Source organism: Streptomyces sp. ADI96-02 (assembly GCF_003846185.1).
GTDB lineage: Bacteria > Actinomycetota > Actinomycetes > Streptomycetales > Streptomycetaceae > Streptomyces.
In genome coordinates this window covers 5129514-5145321 of record NZ_ML123034.1, presented here as the reverse complement: position 1 = coordinate 5145321, position 15808 = coordinate 5129514, and the positions used below count along the sequence as shown (strand labels likewise).

Genomic DNA, 15808 nt, shown 5'->3' with positions numbered 1-15808 from the left:
GGGAACCCGCCCGTCACGCGGACGGCGAGACGAGCCGGTAGCCGACGCCCCGCACGGTCTCGATCAGGGCGGGCAGCCGCAGCTTGGAGCGCAGGGAGGCGACGTGCACCTCCAGCGTGCGCCCGGTCCCCTCCCAGCTCGTACGCCACACCTCGCTGATGATCTGCTCGCGGCGGAAGACCACGCCGGGGCGCTGGGCGAGGAGGGCCAGCAGGTCGAACTCCTTGCGGGTGAGCTGGACCTCCGCACCGTCGACGCTGACCCGGCGGGTCGGCAGCTCGATGTGGACCGGGCCGAGGCGCAGGGCGGCGAGCGGGGTCGGCACGGTGTCCTCGCCGGAGGTGGTGCGCCGGGCGACGGCGTGGATACGGGCCAGCAGCTCGCCGGTGTCGTAGGGCTTGACCACGTAGTCGTCGGCGCCGAGGTTCAGCCCGTGGATGCGCGAGCGCACGTCGGCGCGGGCGGTCACCATGATCACCGGGGTCGCGGTGCGCTTGCGGATCTTGCCGCAGACCTCGTAGCCGTCCTGGTCGGGCAGGCCGAGGTCGAGGAGGATCACCCCGAAGGGCTCCTTCTCGGCGGGCAGCAGGGCGCGCAGCGCCTCCTCGCCGTTGCGGGCGTGCACCACCTGGAACCCGTGCCGGGCGAGCACGGCGGACAGGGCCGCCGCGACATGGTCGTCGTCCTCGACGAGCAGCAGTCTCATGGCCCTCCTCTCCGTCTCCCCGGGCCGTGGGCGTTCCCTGATCCCGTGTGCGTGAACCGGTCCTCGTCGCCCGGTGTCACAGCGTGACATCCGATCGTTCGCCGGCACTTCATCCCCGGGGCGCCCGATGAGGCTTCCCGTTCAGCGGGGTTTCACGTCCGTACCGCTCAGGGCATCCACTCCGATGACCGGCACACCAGTCAAGAGTCTGCCGGACGCAGGGGGGTTTCCGTTATGCACCCGGTACGCCCGGGCGTCGCTCCTGGCGCCCTCTTCACGCGGAGTGTCCGGTCGCGGCCGGATCGTTATGCTCAATTTCCGCTCAGATGTAATGACGCTGGTCGCACTGCGTCTCTAGTGTCCTCTCCAACCGAGGAGGACGGAGCATGAAGCCGATGAGCGGAGTTTCAGTGACCAAGGGCGCCGAGGATGCCGCGCCTGCGGCGAACGACCTGGTCGTACTGAGCAACGTCAACAAGCACTTCGGCGCGCTGCATGTGCTCCAGGACATCGATCTGACCATCGCCCGTGGCGAGGTCGTGGTCGTCATCGGGCCCTCCGGGTCCGGCAAGTCCACGCTGTGCCGCACGATCAACCGCTTGGAGACGATCGACTCGGGCGATATCACGATCGACGGCAAGCCCCTGCCCCAGGAGGGCAAGGAGCTGGCCCGGCTGCGCGCCGACGTGGGCATGGTCTTCCAGTCGTTCAATCTCTTCGCACACAAGACGGTGCTGGAGAACGTCATGCTGGGCCAGACCAAGGTCCGCAAGACCGACAAGAGCGCCGCCGAGGAGAAGGCCCGCACCCTGCTCGACCGGGTGGGTGTGGGAGTGCAGGCCGACAAGTACCCGGCCCAGCTCTCCGGCGGGCAGCAGCAACGCGTGGCGATCGCCCGGGCGTTGGCCATGGGTCCCAAGGTCATGCTCTTCGACGAGCCGACGTCGGCTCTCGACCCGGAGATGATCAACGAGGTCCTCGAAGTCATGCAGCAGCTGGCGCGGGACGGGATGACGATGATCGTCGTCACCCACGAGATGGGCTTCGCCCGCTCCGCCGCCAACCGCGTCGTCTTCATGGCGGACGGCAAGATCGTCGAAGAGGCCGCGCCCGAACAGTTCTTCAGCAATCCGCGCAGCGACCGGGCCAAGGACTTCCTGTCGAAGATCCTTCACCACTGACGCCGACGACCTACGACATAAGGAATGTTCAGATGAAGCTCCGTACATCCGCCGCTGTCGCGGCCATCGCCGTGCTCGCCCTGACCGCGACCGCGTGTGGCGGCAAGGAAGGGTCCGCCGGTGACAAGCCGGGCGGCACGAAGCCCGGCTCCCCCGAGGCCCCCGCGCTTCCCGAGTACACCGTGGCCACGGGTGTCGACCTGGACTCGCCGGTCTTCAAGGAGGCCAAGAAGCGCGGCAAGCTGATCATCGGCGCCAAGGCCGACCAGCCGTACCTCGGCTTCGAGGACCAGTCGACCAAGGAGCGCTCCGGCTTCGACATCGAGATCGCCAAGATGATCGCGGCGGACCTCGGTTTCTCGGACAAGCAGATCGAGTGGAAGACCGTCGACTCCGGCATCCGCGAGACGGCCATCTCCAAGGGCCAGGTCGACTACTTCGTCGGTACGTACACGATCAACGACGAGCGCAAGAAGCAGGTCGGCTTCGCCGGCCCGTACTACAAGGCGGGCGCCGACCTGCTGGTGCGCAAGGACGAGAAGGCCATCACCGGCAAGGACGCGGTGAAGGGCAAGAAGGTCTGCTCGATCGTCGGCTCCACGCCGCTCCAGGAGATCAAGAAGCCCGAGTACGGCGCGAGCGTCGTCGAGCTGGCGAAGTACTCCGACTGCGTCCAGCAGCTGCTGACCAAGCAGGTCGACGCCGTCACCACGGACGACTCGATCCTCAAGGGCTACGCCGCCGCCAACTCCGGCAAGCTCAGGGTCGTCGGCAAGCCGTTCACCGACGAGCCCTACGGTGTCGGCCTGAACAAGGACGACAAGGTCCTGCGCGAGGCGATCAACAAGTCGCTGGAGAAGCACGTCGCGGACGGCACGTACAAGAAGATCTACGAGGCCACGCTGGGCCTGTCCGGTTCGGACTACACCGAGCCGCCGGCCCTCGAGCGCTACTGACACCGTCCGCCGCTCGACGGCTGACGCCCCGTCACTGACGCACCACGTGTGACGCAGACGTCCCGTACGCCGCCGCTGCCCGCGATCCCCGCGGTCGCGGCGTGCGTACGGGGCGCCCCCTCCCCTGCCCCGATGCCGCTGCCCGCCGACGCGGAGACCTCATGAACGTACTGCTCGACAATTTCCCAGAGTTCCGCGACGGCTTCATAGGCACCGTGTCGATCACGGCCGTCAGCTCGGTCATCGCCCTGCTGCTCGGTGTCGCGATCGCCGGATTCCGGGTCTCGCCGGTACCGCCGCTGCGGTACTTCGGCACCGCCTGGGTGACGCTGATGCGCAACACCCCGCTGACGCTCCTCTTCCTGATCTTCTTCTTCGTGGTGCCGGAGATCCTTTTCCCGGGCATGAGCCCGTTCCTCCTCGGCTCGCTCGCCCTGGGCTTCTACACCTCGTCGTTCGTGTGCGAGGCCGTGCGCTCCGGCATCAACACCGTGCCGCTGGGCCAGGCCGAGGCCGCCCGATCGATCGGCATGACGTTCGCCCAGACGCTGCGCATCGTGGTGCTGCCCCAGGCGACGCGGACCGTCATCCCCCCGCTGAGCAGCATCTTCATCGCGCTCACGAAGAACTCCGCGATCGCCGGCGCCTTCAGCGTCGCCGAGCTGTTCGGCTGGCAGAAGCTGATGAGCGACCGGGGCTACGACATCGTCCCCGTCTTCATCTGGGTGGCCCTCGGCTACCTCGTCGTCACGTTTACCATCAGCGGCCTCTTCCGGCTGCTGGAGCGTCGCATGGAGGTCGCCCGATGAGCGCCAGCGTTCTCTACGACGCCCCGGGTCCCAAGGCCGTCGTCCGCAACCGGCTCTACGCCGTCGTCGGCACGCTCGCCATCGCGGCGCTGCTCGCCGTCGGCATCATGCGGCTGTACGACAAGGGCCACCTGGCCCCGGAGATGTGGGACATCTTCAACTACGCGGGCATCCGGCAGAACATCGCCGACGCCGTGCTCGCCACGCTCAAGGCGTTCGGCCTCGCCGCGGTCGGCTCGCTCGTCCTCGGCGTCGTGCTCGCGGTGGGGCGCCTCTCCGACCACAAGCCGGTCCGCTGGGTCGCGACCACCTTCATCGAGCTGTTCCGCTCGCTGCCGCTGCTGATCACGATCTACGCGATCTGGGTCGGCTTCCTCACCGACTACTCGATGTGGGCGCTGGCGCTGGGCCTGTCCGTCTACAACGGCTGCGTGCAGGCCGAGGTGCTGCGCGCCGGCATCAACTCCGTCCCCAAGGGGCAGAGCGAGGCCGCGTACGCCCTGGGCATGAGCAAGACGCAGGTCATGAGCACCGTCCTGATGCCGCAGGCCATCCGGTCCATGCTCCCGACGATCATCAGCCAGCTCGTGGTGACCCTCAAGGACACCTCGCTCGGCTTCATCATCCTGTACCCGGAGCTGCTCCAGACCGCGCGTCTGATCGCCTCCAACACGCAGGTCAACGGCATGTATCCGTACGTCTCGACGATCACCGTGATCGGCACCATCTACATCGCGATGTGCCTGGTGCTCTCGGCCCTGGCGACCTGGATCGAGAAGCGCGGACGCCGCGCCAAGACCGGCATCGCGGTGGCCCCGGCCGCCGAGGCGCCCGGCGGCGTCGACGCCGAGGGCGGCACGTTCGCCCCGGGCACGGGGAGCGCAGGGGGCGCAGACCGTGCCGAGACCACCGTGGCGGAAGGCGCCGACGGGTCGGCGGGGGCCGGTGGTACCGGAGTGGCGAAGGACTGACCCTCCACCGGCAAGAGCATTCGAGGCAGCGGCGCACGCGTCGCTGCCTCGGTCACTTGACGCAAGCACCCCCAGTGGGTTGCATACGTTCTGTGATCACGCACCCGGCTACCACTGCCACGTTCCGTATGACCGTTCGGGCCGGAGGGTTCGCACCGTGGACCCGGTGATCGTCGTCGGCGCCGGGCCCGTCGGCCTGACGCTGTCCCTGGCCCTCGCCGCGCAGGGCGTCCCCAGCATCCTCCTCGACGAGGGACCGGGGCAGGAGGAACCCCGCCTCGCCCGCACGGTCGTCCTGCGTGAGGACACCGCCGACCTGGTGGAACGTCTCGGCTGCCCGGATCTGGAACGGTCCGGGCTCCGCTGGTCGGCCTGGCGTTCGATGCGCCGCCGGCAACTGGTCCGCGACGTGCCGCTGGGCGAGGACCGGCACGACGCGGAGGGCGCGCCGCTGCCCGCGGGTCCGGCCGCACCGCTCCACGTTCCGCAGCATGCGCTGGCCTCTTCCCTGCGCGCGGCGGTCGCCGGGCAGCCGCTGGTCCGGCTCGTGCCGCACAGCCGTATCGACACCCTGGAGCAGGACCGCGACGGCGTCACCGCGCACACCAGGGAACCCGGCTCCACCTGGTGGCGCGGGAGCTACCTGGTGGGCTGCGACGGCGCCCGATCGACCGTGCGGAAACTGCTGGACGTCCGCTTCCCCGGCCGTACGGCGGTGGAGCGGCACGCCGTCGCCGCGCTCCGGGCCGATCTGCCCTGGCCCGGCGAGGCCGTGCTGCACCGCCGGCCGCCGTGGCGCGGCGCAGGCGCCGAGATCGCGGCACGACCGCTGCCGGACCGGGTCTGGCGGCTGGACTGGCTGCTTCCGCAGGGCAGCGAACTCGTCACCCCGGACGCCCTGGTCCTGCGCATCCGGGACACGCTGGCCGGCTGGTGCGGCGAGACCCCGGCCTACGAACTGCTGGACACCGGCGTGTACACGCTGCACCACCGGCTGGCCCGGCAGTGGCGGGTGCGGCGCGCCTTCCTGGCGGGCGACGCGGCCCACCTGCTGGGGGCCCTCGGCACGCAGGGGCTGGACGAAGGACTGCGGGACGCGGAGAACCTGGCCTGGAAGCTGTCCCACGCCTGGCACCACGGGCACGCCGACCGGCTGCTCGACAGCTACCAGGACGAGCGCCGTGCGGCGGTGGCCACCCGGCTCCGCGCCGCCGACCAGTCGCTGCCGGTACTGCGCGGCGGCGGCGGGCTGCGGACGCTGGTCCCGAGGGCGGCCCGGAGCCACGACGCCCTGGTCGCCGACGGCCACCTCGGACGCGGAGCCCTGGGAGCGCCCCCCTCGTACAGTCACTCGCCTCTCGCGCCCCCGCACGCCGAGGCGCACGTCACCGTCGGCACGCGCCCCGGTGCGCCGGTCGTCGACGTGCGGGTGACCGCACCGGACGGCACGGTGGCACGGCTGCGCGAGCGGCTGGTGCGGGGACAGCCGCTGGTGATCCTGGTCGCGCCCGGGACGGAGGTGTGGGACCGGCGGCACTGGATGTCCGCGGGGATCATGCCGCGCCTGGTGGAGGCGGTGGAGGCGCTTCCCGTCACGGCGGAACTGCTGGTCGCGGAGAGCTATCCGGGAGCTTCGGCCCACACCGTCCTGCTGGTCAGGCCGGACGGGCACCTGGTCGCGGCCTTCGGCGGCGTGCGGCCCGCGGAGCTGTTCGCGGCGGTCGGCGCGGCCCTGGGCGGCGCGCCCGCCGACGGGGCGGCGGACGCGGAGCGCGGCAAGGGTGCCGAGGACGGGAGCGCGACCGGGAACGGGGACGACACCGGGGGCGACTCCGAACGCGACTCCAGGGGCGGAAGCGCGGCGGGGAACGCGCACGGTGACCGCCCCGGCCCGGAGGGCGAGCGCGCGGCGGACCGGGCCCAGGTCACAGCCGATCGGAGCGCCAGGACCAATTGACCGGCACGGGCGCACATGGTGTACTCCAGATCATGACCGACACCGATGTGCGCCTGTGGCGGAGGGTCCATATGGACCTCCTCCGTTACGCGGGCTGCGTGTGTCGGCCGTCCTGCTGATCGCCTTCCTCTGCCGGCCGCGCTGGTGAGCGCGCCGCCGGACTCTCACGCGAACTCTCAGGACGGTCCCTGTGTCTTCCCCTTCCTCCGCCGTGCCCACGGCCGGTTCCACCGCCGTGCCCTCGTCCGCCTCCGTGCTCTCACCGGCCTCCGTGCCCGCCCCCGCCGCAGCCCCGCAGGGTGCCGCCTCCCCTGCGCCCGGCACGCCTCCCGCGCCTCTCGCGGGCGGCGCGTCGGGTCACTCCCAGGACGGCTCGCGGGCCGGTTCGTCAAGCGGTCCGACGATGACCGAACTCCTCGACTTCGTCCGTCGCACCGCCGAGGACGCGGCGCTCGTCGCCTCCCTCCCGCTCGACCCGGAGGGCCGCACCTGGGTCCGTCTCGACGGTCCGGGCGGCAGTGAGGCGTGGCTGATCGGATGGCCGCCCGGAACCGGAACGGGCTGGCACGACCACGCCGACTCGATCGGCGCGTTCACCACGGCCTCCGGCACGCTCAAGGAGCACTCGCTGGCCGTCAGGCTGCCCACCGACGGCTGGAAGACGCTGGAACTGAACGACGGGGTGGACCGCTCGCGGGAGCTGGCGACCGGTCAGGGCCGGGCCTTCGGGCACCACCACGTCCACGAGGTCCTCAACGAGTCCGACAGTGTTCACGCCGTCTCCGTGCACGCGTACTATCCGCCGCTGCCGCGGATCCGCCGCTTCAGCCGCACCGGCGCGGTCCTCCGCCTGGAGCAGACGGAGCTCCCGGAGGACTGGCAGTGAGCGCCGACCGGAACGGGCGGGGAGCAGGGGCCGACACCTCGGGCGCATCGAGCACTCCGGACGCGCCGCCCGTCTCCTCCAGCTCGGAACGCGTCGGCATAGACGAGCTGCTGGAGCGGGTCAGGAGCGGTTATGACCGGATCGGCCCGCACGAGGCCGCCTCGGCGCTTGGGGAGGGGGCATTGCTGGTGGACATCCGGTACGCCGCCCTCCGCGAGAAGGACGGGCTCATCCCCGGTGCGCTGATCGTCGAGCGCAACGAACTGGAGTGGCGGCTCGACCCACAGGGCAGCCACCGCGCGCCCGAGGCGGTGAGCCACGACCTCCCGGTGGTGGTGATCTGCAATGAGGGATACGCGTCGAGCCTCGCGGTGCTCTCCCTGCGCCAACTCGGCCTGCACCGCGCCACGGATCTGATCGGCGGCTTCCAGGCATGGCGCGCGGCGGGGCTCCCGGTCGACCGGCCCACCGACGCCTGACGCCGCTCCCGGCCGGTCGCACACGGGCCGCGAGGCCGCGAACCGGTTGCCCCACCCCTGCTGCCGTGCCCACCCGAACGCCACGTTCTACTGGAGCTGTCGCCGTCAGCGACCGACATTCGCCTCGTACACGAGGACCGAAATGTTCGGAGATGACACATTCATGGCGATCCCCGTTCTCACTCCCGACGAACTCGACGCCCAGGCTTCCCGGCTGCATGACACCGAGGCGTGGCAGCAGATCGTCACCGGCTGGGAGCACACCGCCCACGAGCCCGCACGCTCGCCGGGCCTCCGCACGCCGAAGCCCACGGCGTCGGCCGGCTCCGAAGGACTCGCTCACCCGGGGCCCGGCGACTGGCGGAGCCTGCTGTCCGTCCCCGTCGACCGGCTCATCGACGACTCGCTGCGGTCTCTGCCGGCCGCCCCTCCCCAGGAGCGCCCGCTCCCCGGCCGGCTCGGGGCGGTGCTGCCCGACCGCGTCCACGCCTGGCGTCGGATCGGCCAGGCCGATCTGAGGCCGTCCACCCAACTCGGCTACGCGCGGCAGATCCTGGCCGAGTGGGGCTGGCAGAACACCCCGTACCGGCTGCGCGATGCCCGGGGCGCCCGGTGCGTCTGCGGCGCGCTGCTCAGCGCCCACCGGCTCGGGTACGGCTCCCTCGACACCGTGAACCGGTCCGGCGCCTGGCTGATCACCGAACTCCGCGCCCAGGGATGGACCGGCCTGATCGGCCCGTGGAACCGCCACCCCGGCCGCACCTCGGCCGACGCCCTGGCCCTCATCGAGGGCGCCGCCCGCCGCGCGGCCCTGGCCGGCCACTGACCTCCTCGCCCCGGCCTCAGAAGGGCTCGTCCAGCCCCTCCGTGTCCTCGCCCTCCTCCTCCAGCGCCTGCCGCACCACACGCAGGGCCATGCCCTCCCCGTATCCCTTGCGTGCGAGCATCCCGGCCAGGCGGCGCAGCCGCTTGTCGCGGTCCAGGCCCCGCGTGGAGCGGAGCTTGCGGGCGACGAGCTCCCTGGCCGTCTCCTCCTCCTGTTCGGCGTCGAGCCTGCCGACCGCGTCGTCGATCACCGCGGAGTCCACGCCCTTGGTGCGCAGCTCGCGGACGAGCGCCCGGCGCGCGAGACCCCGACCGTGGTGCCGGGACTCCACCCACGCCCCGGCGAACGCGGCATCGTCGATCAGCCCGACGTCCTCGAAGCGGGAGAGGACTTCTTCGGCCGCCTCGTCCGGGATCTCCCGCTTCCGCAGCGCGTCCGCGAGCTGCTTGCGCGTCCTCGGCGTTCCGGTGAGCAGGCGCAGGCAGATGTTGCGCGCCTGCTCGACCGGATCTCGCGGCTCCCCCGACTCGGCCCTCGACGAGGAAGGGGAGCCGCTGCCTGTGGTGCCGGAACGGGCCCGACGCCCCGCCCCTTCGCCGAACCCCGCGCCGCCCTCGCCGCGCCTGCGGCCCCCCGACCGCGGCGTGGAGCCGGCCCCCGGCTCGGATCCGTACCCGTCGGCGGCCCCGACGGCGGGTCCGTAGGCAGGCCCGTCGGCGGACTCGTGGCCGTGGCCGGGCTCCGCTGAGCCTCCCGGCCATTCCGTACGACGTGTCACGGCCTAGCTCTTGGCCGCCGCGGTCTTGGCCGGCTTGGCCTTGGTCGCCGCTGTGGCCGCCGGCTTCGCCGCGGCGTCGACACCGGGCCCCCCGGCCGCGGCGGCGTCCGCGGCGGGCTCGCCCGTCGCCGCCTCCGGGCGGACGCCGACACCCAGCTTCTCCAGGATCTTCTTCTCGATCTCGTTGGCGAGGTCGGGGTTGTCCTTGAGGAAGTTGCGGGCGTTCTCCTTGCCCTGGCCGAGCTGGTCGCCCTCGTACGTGTACCAGGCGCCGGCCTTGCGGACGAAGCCGTGCTCCACGCCCATGTCGATCAGGCCGCCCTCGCGGCTGATGCCCTGGCCGTAGAGGATGTCGAACTCGGCCTGCTTGAACGGCGGCGCGACCTTGTTCTTGACGACCTTGACGCGGGTGCGGTTGCCCACGGCGTCGGTGCCGTCCTTCAGGGTCTCGATCCGGCGGATGTCGAGGCGCACCGAGGCGTAGAACTTCAGCGCCCGGCCACCGGTCGTGGTCTCCGGGGAACCGAACATCACCCCGATCTTCTCGCGGAGCTGGTTGATGAAGATGGCCGTGGTCTTGGACTGGTTGAGCGCACTGGTGATCTTGCGGAGGGCCTGGCTCATCAGCCGCGCCTGGAGACCCACGTGCGAGTCGCCCATCTCGCCCTCGATCTCCGCGCGGGGCACGAGGGCCGCGACGGAGTCGATGACGATCAGGTCCAGAGCACCGGAGCGGACCAGCATGTCGACGATCTCCAGCGCCTGCTCGCCGTTGTCCGGCTGGGACAGGATGAGGTTGTCGATGTCGACGCCGAGCTTCTTCGCGTACTCCGGGTCCAGCGCGTGCTCGGCGTCGATGAACGCCACCGAGCCGCCGAGCTTCTGCGCGTTCGCCACGGCGTGCAGCGTCAGCGTCGTCTTTCCGGAGGACTCCGGCCCGTACACCTCCACCACGCGGCCACGCGGCAGGCCGCCGACGCCGAGGGCGACGTCGAGGGCGGTCGATCCCGTCGGGATGACCTCGATGGGCTCGTTGGGCCGTTCGCCGAGGCGCATCACCGCACCCTTGCCGAACTGTCGTTCAATCTGCGCGAGCGCGGCGTCCAGCGCCTTCTCGCGGTCGGTTCCTGCCATGGGTTCCACCCGATTTGCTTGAGTCGATCGCTTCACGTGACAGACGCTAACCCCTGCCACTGACAATGGGCCTCGACGTCTCCCCGACCTGTGGACAACTCCGCGGTCGGGGCCCGGGAAACCCGGCCGGAATTCCATAAGAATGGATGTTCGATTTTGGTGTCAAGCGCACCACACGACCCCCGGGCCTCACCGGTCGCGGCGCCTCAGCCGCCGGACCGGGCCGGGGGCACGCCGTTCGCGTCCTCAGCCGGCGGGGCTGCGCGGCACGGCCGCGTCCGGCGCTCCGTTCGCGGATCCGGCTGTTCCGGATCCGACCGTTCCTGAGCGGACCGCCGTTGCGCGCCCCGTTCCGGAATCACCCGTTCCCGTCTCCCCGGACCTTCCGGATCCGGCCGCCCCGACCCGTCCGCCCAGTCCCCGGCGCATCCGTAGGAACAGCGGATCTCCGCGCCGGGTGCGCCGGCCTCCGTGCACCCTCGGATCGTCCGTGACGTCGTACCGCTTCACGTAGGCGCCGAGGAACGCCTGGAGCGTGGCGATGGCCGGGATCGCGATCAGCGCGCCGACCGCTCCCAACAGGGCGGTTCCCGCGACCACCGAGCCGAAGGCGACGGCCGGGTGGATGTCGACCGTCTTGGAGGTGAGCTTGGGCTGCAGCACGTAGTTCTCGAACTGCTGGTAGACCACGACGAACCCGAGCACCCACAGCGCGTACCAGGGATCGACCGTGAACGCGATCAGCATCGGCAGCGCGCCCGCCAGATAGGTGCCGATGGTGGGGATGAACTGCGAGACGAGCCCGACCCAGACCGCGAGCGCCGGGGCGTAGGGCACACCGAGGATCATCAGCAGGACGTAGTGGGCGACACCGGAGATCAGGGCCATCAGGCCGCGCGAGTAGATGTAGCCGCCGGTCTTGTCGACCGCGATTTCCCAGGCGCGCAGGACTTCGGCCTGCCGAGCCGGCGGCAGCACCGAGCACAGGGCACGGCGCAGCCGGGGGCCGTCGGCGGCGAAGTAGAAGGAGAACAGGAAGATCGTCAGCAGTCTGAAGAGCCCGCCGATCACCGTGGTGGAGACGTCGAGCACTCCGGTCGCGCTGTTCTGCACGTATCTCTGGAGCCAGTCCGAGTGCAACAGGCTGTCCTGGACCTCGACGCGGGAGAGGTCGGTGCGGAAGGTCTGGTTGGCCCAGTTGATCACCGAGTCGATGTACTTGGGGAACTCGTCGACCATGTCCACGATCTGGCCCGCGAGCATCGATCCGAGCAGGACGACGAAGCCGACGCCGATGATCAGCACACCGAGGAAGACCAGGGAGGTGGCCAGTCCGCGGCGCATTCCGCGGCCCGACATCCGGCTCACCGCGGGCTCGATGGCGAGAGCGAGGAAGAACGCGATCAGCACATTGGTGAGCAGTCCGATGAGCTGGTCGAACGCCCAGCTGCCCAGGCGGAAGCAGGCGTAGAGCGCCAGGGCCAGCACCATCGCACGCGGCAGCCAGCCGGGCATGCGGACAGGCCCCTTCCCGGACGGCTGCGCGGGCGGCGCGTCGGTCGGCGGAAGGGGAGGTGAGGTGGGCGGCCGGGCCGCGGCGGTCTCGTCTGTCGATGACACGGGACAAGTCTCGCCCATGCCTCCGGCGGTTCGTCCGCCGCCCCGAAGCTGTCCCCCGGCGCCCCGGCGGCCCCCGGGGGGCACGGGCGGACGGCTGTCAGCGCTTGTCGGCGGGTACGTCCATGGCGGCGCAGACCGCGCGCCAGACGTCCTTCGCGTCCCAGCCCGCCTCCAGCGCCTCGTGCACGGTACGGCCGCCCAGTTCGGCCATCACATGGTCACGGGCGAAGGAGTCCGCGTAGGCCGCACCGAAGTGGTCGGCCATCCGCTCCCAGAAAATCGTCAACCGCATGCCCTCAGTATCGCGCTCCTGAGAGTGCAGCCGGTCCGGCGGGCATGTGCCGGGGCCCCATTCCGTTCTACGGTCGCTGCATGGCTGGAACCGGAGCAAACCCTCTCGCCCGCGCCGAGCAGTTCATCTGGCTCACCGCCCGGGTCCTCGAACAGCGCAGGTTCGCCCACGGCTTCCTCGGCGGGGATCCGGACGCCGTCGAGACGGCGCTCGCCGCCTACCGGAACGAGGACGGCGGGTACGGGCACGCGCTGGAACCCGACCTTCGGGGTCCGGTCAGTCAACCGCTGCACACTGCCCACGCGCTGAGCGTTCTTGACTCGATCGACCGTTGCAGCGGGCCCCGCATTGAACGAATCTGTCGCTACCTGACCGATGCGTCGACCCGAGAAGGGGCGCTGCCCGCGCTCCTCCCCTCGCAGCGCGGCTATCCCGCCGCTCCGTTCATCCCGATCGTCGACGATCCGCCCGCCGAACTGCTGGCGACCGGTCCCGTCGTCGGACTGCTGCACCGCAATCAGGTCTGGCACGCCTGGCTGTTCCGGGCCACCGACTTCTGCTGGAGCGCCGTCGACGCCCTGGAGCAGTCGCACCCCTACGAGATCGAGGCCGCCGTCGCCTTCCTGGACGGTGCTCCGGACCGGGCCCGCGCCGAGGTGGCGGCGGACCGGCTCGGCCGGCTGGTGCGCGAGCAGCGGCTCGCCGTCATGGATCCGGCCCGGCGGGCGGAGTACCCGGTGGCGGTCGGCTACGCCCCGGGGGAGCAGCACTTCCCGCACGACTACGCCCGTACACCCGGATCGCTGGCCCGGCGCTGGTTCACCGACGAGGAGATGGAGCGCTCGCTGGACCATCTGGCGGCCGAGCAGCAGGAGGACGGCGGATGGCCGGTGAACTGGCGGCAGTGGGCCCCGGGCACGGCGCTGGAGGGACGGCCGTTGGTCACGCTGAAGGCGCTGGGGACCCTGCGGGCGTACGGCCGACCGCTCGGTTGACCGTACGGTGGCTGCCGGTGCGAAGGAGCGCTCAGGTCAGGGCGCGCACTCCCGCCGTGACGGCGACCCCGGCGCCGACGACCACCAGGAAGGGGGCGCGCAGGACGAGTGCCAGCGCCGCCGCCGCGAGCCCGGCGGCCCGGGCGTCCAGGGCCAGGTACCGGCCGTCGGCGAAGGTCTGCTGCGCGGTGAGGGCCGCGAGCAGCGCCACCGGCAGCAGGGCGGCCATCCGCTGGACGAGCGGACGTTCCAGCACTCCCGCGGGCACGAGCAGGCCCAGCAGCTTCGTGAGGTAGCAGCCGACCACGGTCAGCCCGATGGCGATCCAGACGTTCACGCGCGCTCCTCGTTCTTCCGCTCCGCCTGCTCCGGCATCTGCTCCGCCTGCTCCGGCTCCCGCCGCAGCGATGTCGCCTTCTCCCCATCCGCATCCGCATCCGCGTCCGCGCCGCCCGCCCGGTCGGCGGTGTCCGCCCCCGGTCCGGTCCGGCCCATGAGGAACAGGACGACGGGTGCGGCGAGCGCCGACAGGAGGACCGGTAGGCCCGCGGGCAGGACGGGCAGCAGCGTCAACGCCAGCAGTACCGCGAGTCCGGCCGTGACGCGTTCGACGGTGCTCCTGAGCATCGGCGCCAGCAGCGCGAGGAAGACCGCGGGGCTCGCCGCGTCCAGGCCCCAGGCGTCGGTGTCGCCCAGCGCCTCGGCGCCCAGGGCGCCCACCAGGGTGGTGAGGTTCCACAGCACGTACAGGGTGATCCCGGTGACCGTGAACCCGATGCGGGCCGCCCGCCGGGTGGGCTGGGCCAGGGTGACCGCCGTCGTCTCGTCGATCACCCACTGGGCGGCGAACGGCCGTACGGGGCGGGGAAGCGCGAGGAGCTGGGAGAGCCGCAGGCCGTAGAAGGCGTTCCTGATGCCGAGGAAGAACGCCCCGGCCGCCGCGGTGTACGGGTTGCCGCCCGCCGCCAGCGCGCCGACCAGGGCGAACTGCGAGGCGCCGGTGAAGACGAGGAGGCTCAGGGCGCAGGTCTGGAGCAGGCTGAGCCCGGAGCCGGCTGAGGTGACGCCGAAGGCGAATCCGGAGAGGCCGACGGCTATGCCGACGCCAAGCGCGTCCCGGACGACGGCCGCGTCCGGCTTCTCCGGGCGGGCGTCCTCGGCCGGCGGGCGGGGCGGGGCGCCGGTCGCGCCGGCGCTCCCCGGGGGTGCTGTCTGTTCTGCCACGCCCGGAACGCTACGGGGACGTACCGGGCCCCGTCTTGTACGTTCTTGCAGGTGCGGGCCTGTATGCCCGTGCGGGTGCGCGCCGGTGCACGGCGCGCTCGCGCTGGTACGCGCCGGGCGGTACGCCGACGATCCGGGTGAAGTGGCGGTTGAGGTGCGGCTGGTCCGTGAAGCCGACGGTCGCGGCCACGTCGGCGGGAGCGGCACCCGCGTCGAGCATGCGGCGGGCCCGCCGGACCCGGGCGTCGGTGAGCCAGGTGTGGGGCGGCATGCCGTACTCCTTCTTGAAGGCCCTGAGCAGCGCGAACGAACTGGTGTCCAGCTCGGCGGCCAGCGCCTCCAGCGTGGGTGGCGCGGCCATCCGCTCCTCCAGCGCGGCACGGGCGCGTACGGCGTCGCGGGCGCTCCCGGCGCGGGGCGCGAGAAGGGGCAGCGGGCTGCCGTGCCGGTCGAGGAGCCGGGCGACCACCACGCGCAGCAGACTGTCCGCCGCCAGGGCGTTGCCCTCCTCCGCGGCCCGGTGCACCCCGTTGATCAGCCGGGAGGCGTACGGGTCCACCACGCTGGTCCGGACGAAGCCGACCGTGCCGCGCAAGGGCGTCACCTCGGCGGCGATCGCGTTGACGACCCGTGCCGAGGGGTACAGCGTGGCGTACACCCAGCCGTCCGGCGTCCCGGAGCGTGCGGTGTGCGGCACCTCGGGGTTGATCATCACGACGGTGCCCGGGACCGCGCGCACGGTGCCGCCCGGCAGCCCGACGTCCTCCGCGCCCCGGGTGACCGCTCCGAAGACGTAGCCCTCGTGGCTGTGCCGGGGAAAGGTGTGGCGGACGTAGCGGGCGCGCAGGAGATCGAGGTCGGGCAACTCGGCGTACTGCCAGTGCCTCGCCCATTCACGCGGGCCACCCACTCCGGACATACCCGCATTCTCGCAGGTCCCGGCCGTGCTACGCGGCCCGAGGGGCGGCGCCTGGCGGTGTCACGGGCCGGTTGT

The 15808-nt window shown here is 71.6% G+C and carries 17 protein-coding genes; 9 read left to right on the top strand and 8 right to left on the bottom strand.

The genetic code is table 11. The features are described from left to right. Positions 1 to 13: 13 nt before the first annotated feature. Positions 14 to 706, bottom strand: a complete 693-nt coding sequence (locus EES43_RS22740; protein WP_124270422.1) for a response regulator transcription factor — start codon at positions 704 to 706, stop codon at positions 14 to 16. 395 nt (positions 707 to 1101) lie between these two features. Here EES43_RS22740 and EES43_RS22735 point away from each other — a divergent pair, with 395 nt between their 5' ends. The 8 genes from EES43_RS22735 (at position 1102) to EES43_RS22700 (ending at position 8771) form a co-directional block, all read left to right on the top strand. Further along, positions 1102 to 1887: an amino acid ABC transporter ATP-binding protein gene (locus tag EES43_RS22735; protein ID WP_124270421.1), complete on the top strand. Its 786-nt coding sequence runs from the start codon at positions 1102 to 1104 to the stop codon at positions 1885 to 1887. A 32-nt stretch (positions 1888 to 1919) separates the two neighbouring features. Then, positions 1920 to 2843 (top strand): glutamate ABC transporter substrate-binding protein, encoded by a 924-nt coding sequence (locus tag EES43_RS22730; protein ID WP_124270420.1) that lies wholly within the window; start codon positions 1920 to 1922, stop codon positions 2841 to 2843. A gap of 161 nt (positions 2844 to 3004) precedes the next feature. Beyond that, positions 3005 to 3652, top strand: coding sequence for an amino acid ABC transporter permease (locus tag EES43_RS22725; protein WP_124270419.1), 648 nt, complete (start codon positions 3005 to 3007; stop codon positions 3650 to 3652). Beyond that, the gene (locus EES43_RS22720) at positions 3649 to 4623 is read left to right on the top strand and encodes an amino acid ABC transporter permease (RefSeq protein ID WP_124270418.1); all 975 of its coding nucleotides are present in this window, start codon (positions 3649 to 3651) and stop codon (positions 4621 to 4623) included. The genes EES43_RS22725 and EES43_RS22720 overlap by 4 nt, the downstream gene beginning before the upstream one ends. A gap of 157 nt (positions 4624 to 4780) precedes the next feature. Then, positions 4781 to 6580, top strand: coding sequence for an FAD-dependent monooxygenase (locus EES43_RS22715; RefSeq protein ID WP_124270417.1), 1800 nt, complete (start codon positions 4781 to 4783; stop codon positions 6578 to 6580). Between the two features lie 190 nt (positions 6581 to 6770). Further along, the gene (locus tag EES43_RS22710) at positions 6771 to 7466 is read left to right on the top strand and encodes a cupin domain-containing protein (protein WP_124270416.1); all 696 of its coding nucleotides are present in this window, start codon (positions 6771 to 6773) and stop codon (positions 7464 to 7466) included. Positions 7467 to 7564: 98 nt separating this feature from the next. After that, entirely contained in the window at positions 7565 to 7945 is a 381-nt protein-coding gene (locus EES43_RS22705) for a rhodanese-like domain-containing protein (RefSeq protein WP_124272116.1), read from the top strand. Between the two features lie 163 nt (positions 7946 to 8108). After that, positions 8109 to 8771, top strand: coding sequence for a DUF6197 family protein (locus EES43_RS22700; RefSeq protein ID WP_124270415.1), 663 nt, complete (start codon positions 8109 to 8111; stop codon positions 8769 to 8771). Between the two features lie 16 nt (positions 8772 to 8787). On the opposite strand, the gene recX is transcribed toward EES43_RS22700, so the two are convergent. The 4 genes from recX to EES43_RS22680 form a co-directional block, all read right to left on the bottom strand. Next, entirely contained in the window at positions 8788 to 9549 is a 762-nt protein-coding gene (recX, locus tag EES43_RS22695) for a recombination regulator RecX (RefSeq protein ID WP_124270414.1), read from the bottom strand. 3 nt (positions 9550 to 9552) lie between these two features. Next, positions 9553 to 10683 carry a recombinase RecA gene (gene recA, locus EES43_RS22690; RefSeq protein ID WP_124270413.1) on the bottom strand — a complete coding sequence of 377 codons (1131 nt, stop codon included), beginning with the start codon at positions 10681 to 10683 and terminating at the stop codon, positions 9553 to 9555. Between the two features lie 246 nt (positions 10684 to 10929). After that, positions 10930 to 12198: an AI-2E family transporter gene (locus EES43_RS22685; RefSeq protein ID WP_241192713.1), complete on the bottom strand. Its 1269-nt coding sequence runs from the start codon at positions 12196 to 12198 to the stop codon at positions 10930 to 10932. Positions 12199 to 12400: 202 nt separating this feature from the next. Beyond that, a complete protein-coding gene (locus tag EES43_RS22680) occupies positions 12401 to 12595 on the bottom strand; it encodes a DUF3046 domain-containing protein (protein WP_124270411.1) in 195 nt (64 codons plus the stop codon). 80 nt (positions 12596 to 12675) lie between these two features. Here EES43_RS22680 and EES43_RS22675 point away from each other — a divergent pair, with 80 nt between their 5' ends. Next, positions 12676 to 13590, top strand: coding sequence for a hypothetical protein (locus EES43_RS22675; protein ID WP_124270410.1), 915 nt, complete (start codon positions 12676 to 12678; stop codon positions 13588 to 13590). Positions 13591 to 13621: 31 nt separating this feature from the next. Here EES43_RS22675 and EES43_RS22670 read toward each other — a convergent pair whose 3' ends face one another. Genes EES43_RS22670 through EES43_RS22660 form a run of 3 tightly spaced genes read right to left on the bottom strand, consistent with a single transcriptional unit; the run spans position 13622 to position 15733 of the window. Continuing rightward, positions 13622 to 13927: an AzlD domain-containing protein gene (locus tag EES43_RS22670; protein WP_124270409.1), complete on the bottom strand. Its 306-nt coding sequence runs from the start codon at positions 13925 to 13927 to the stop codon at positions 13622 to 13624. Beyond that, positions 13924 to 14814, bottom strand: a complete 891-nt coding sequence (locus EES43_RS22665) for an AzlC family ABC transporter permease (protein WP_241192501.1) — start codon at positions 14812 to 14814, stop codon at positions 13924 to 13926. Before EES43_RS22665 ends, EES43_RS22670 begins: the two co-directional genes overlap by 4 nt. A gap of 10 nt (positions 14815 to 14824) precedes the next feature. Beyond that, positions 14825 to 15733 (bottom strand): AraC family transcriptional regulator, encoded by a 909-nt coding sequence (locus tag EES43_RS22660; RefSeq protein WP_124270408.1) that lies wholly within the window; start codon positions 15731 to 15733, stop codon positions 14825 to 14827. Positions 15734 to 15808 lie beyond the last annotated feature (75 nt).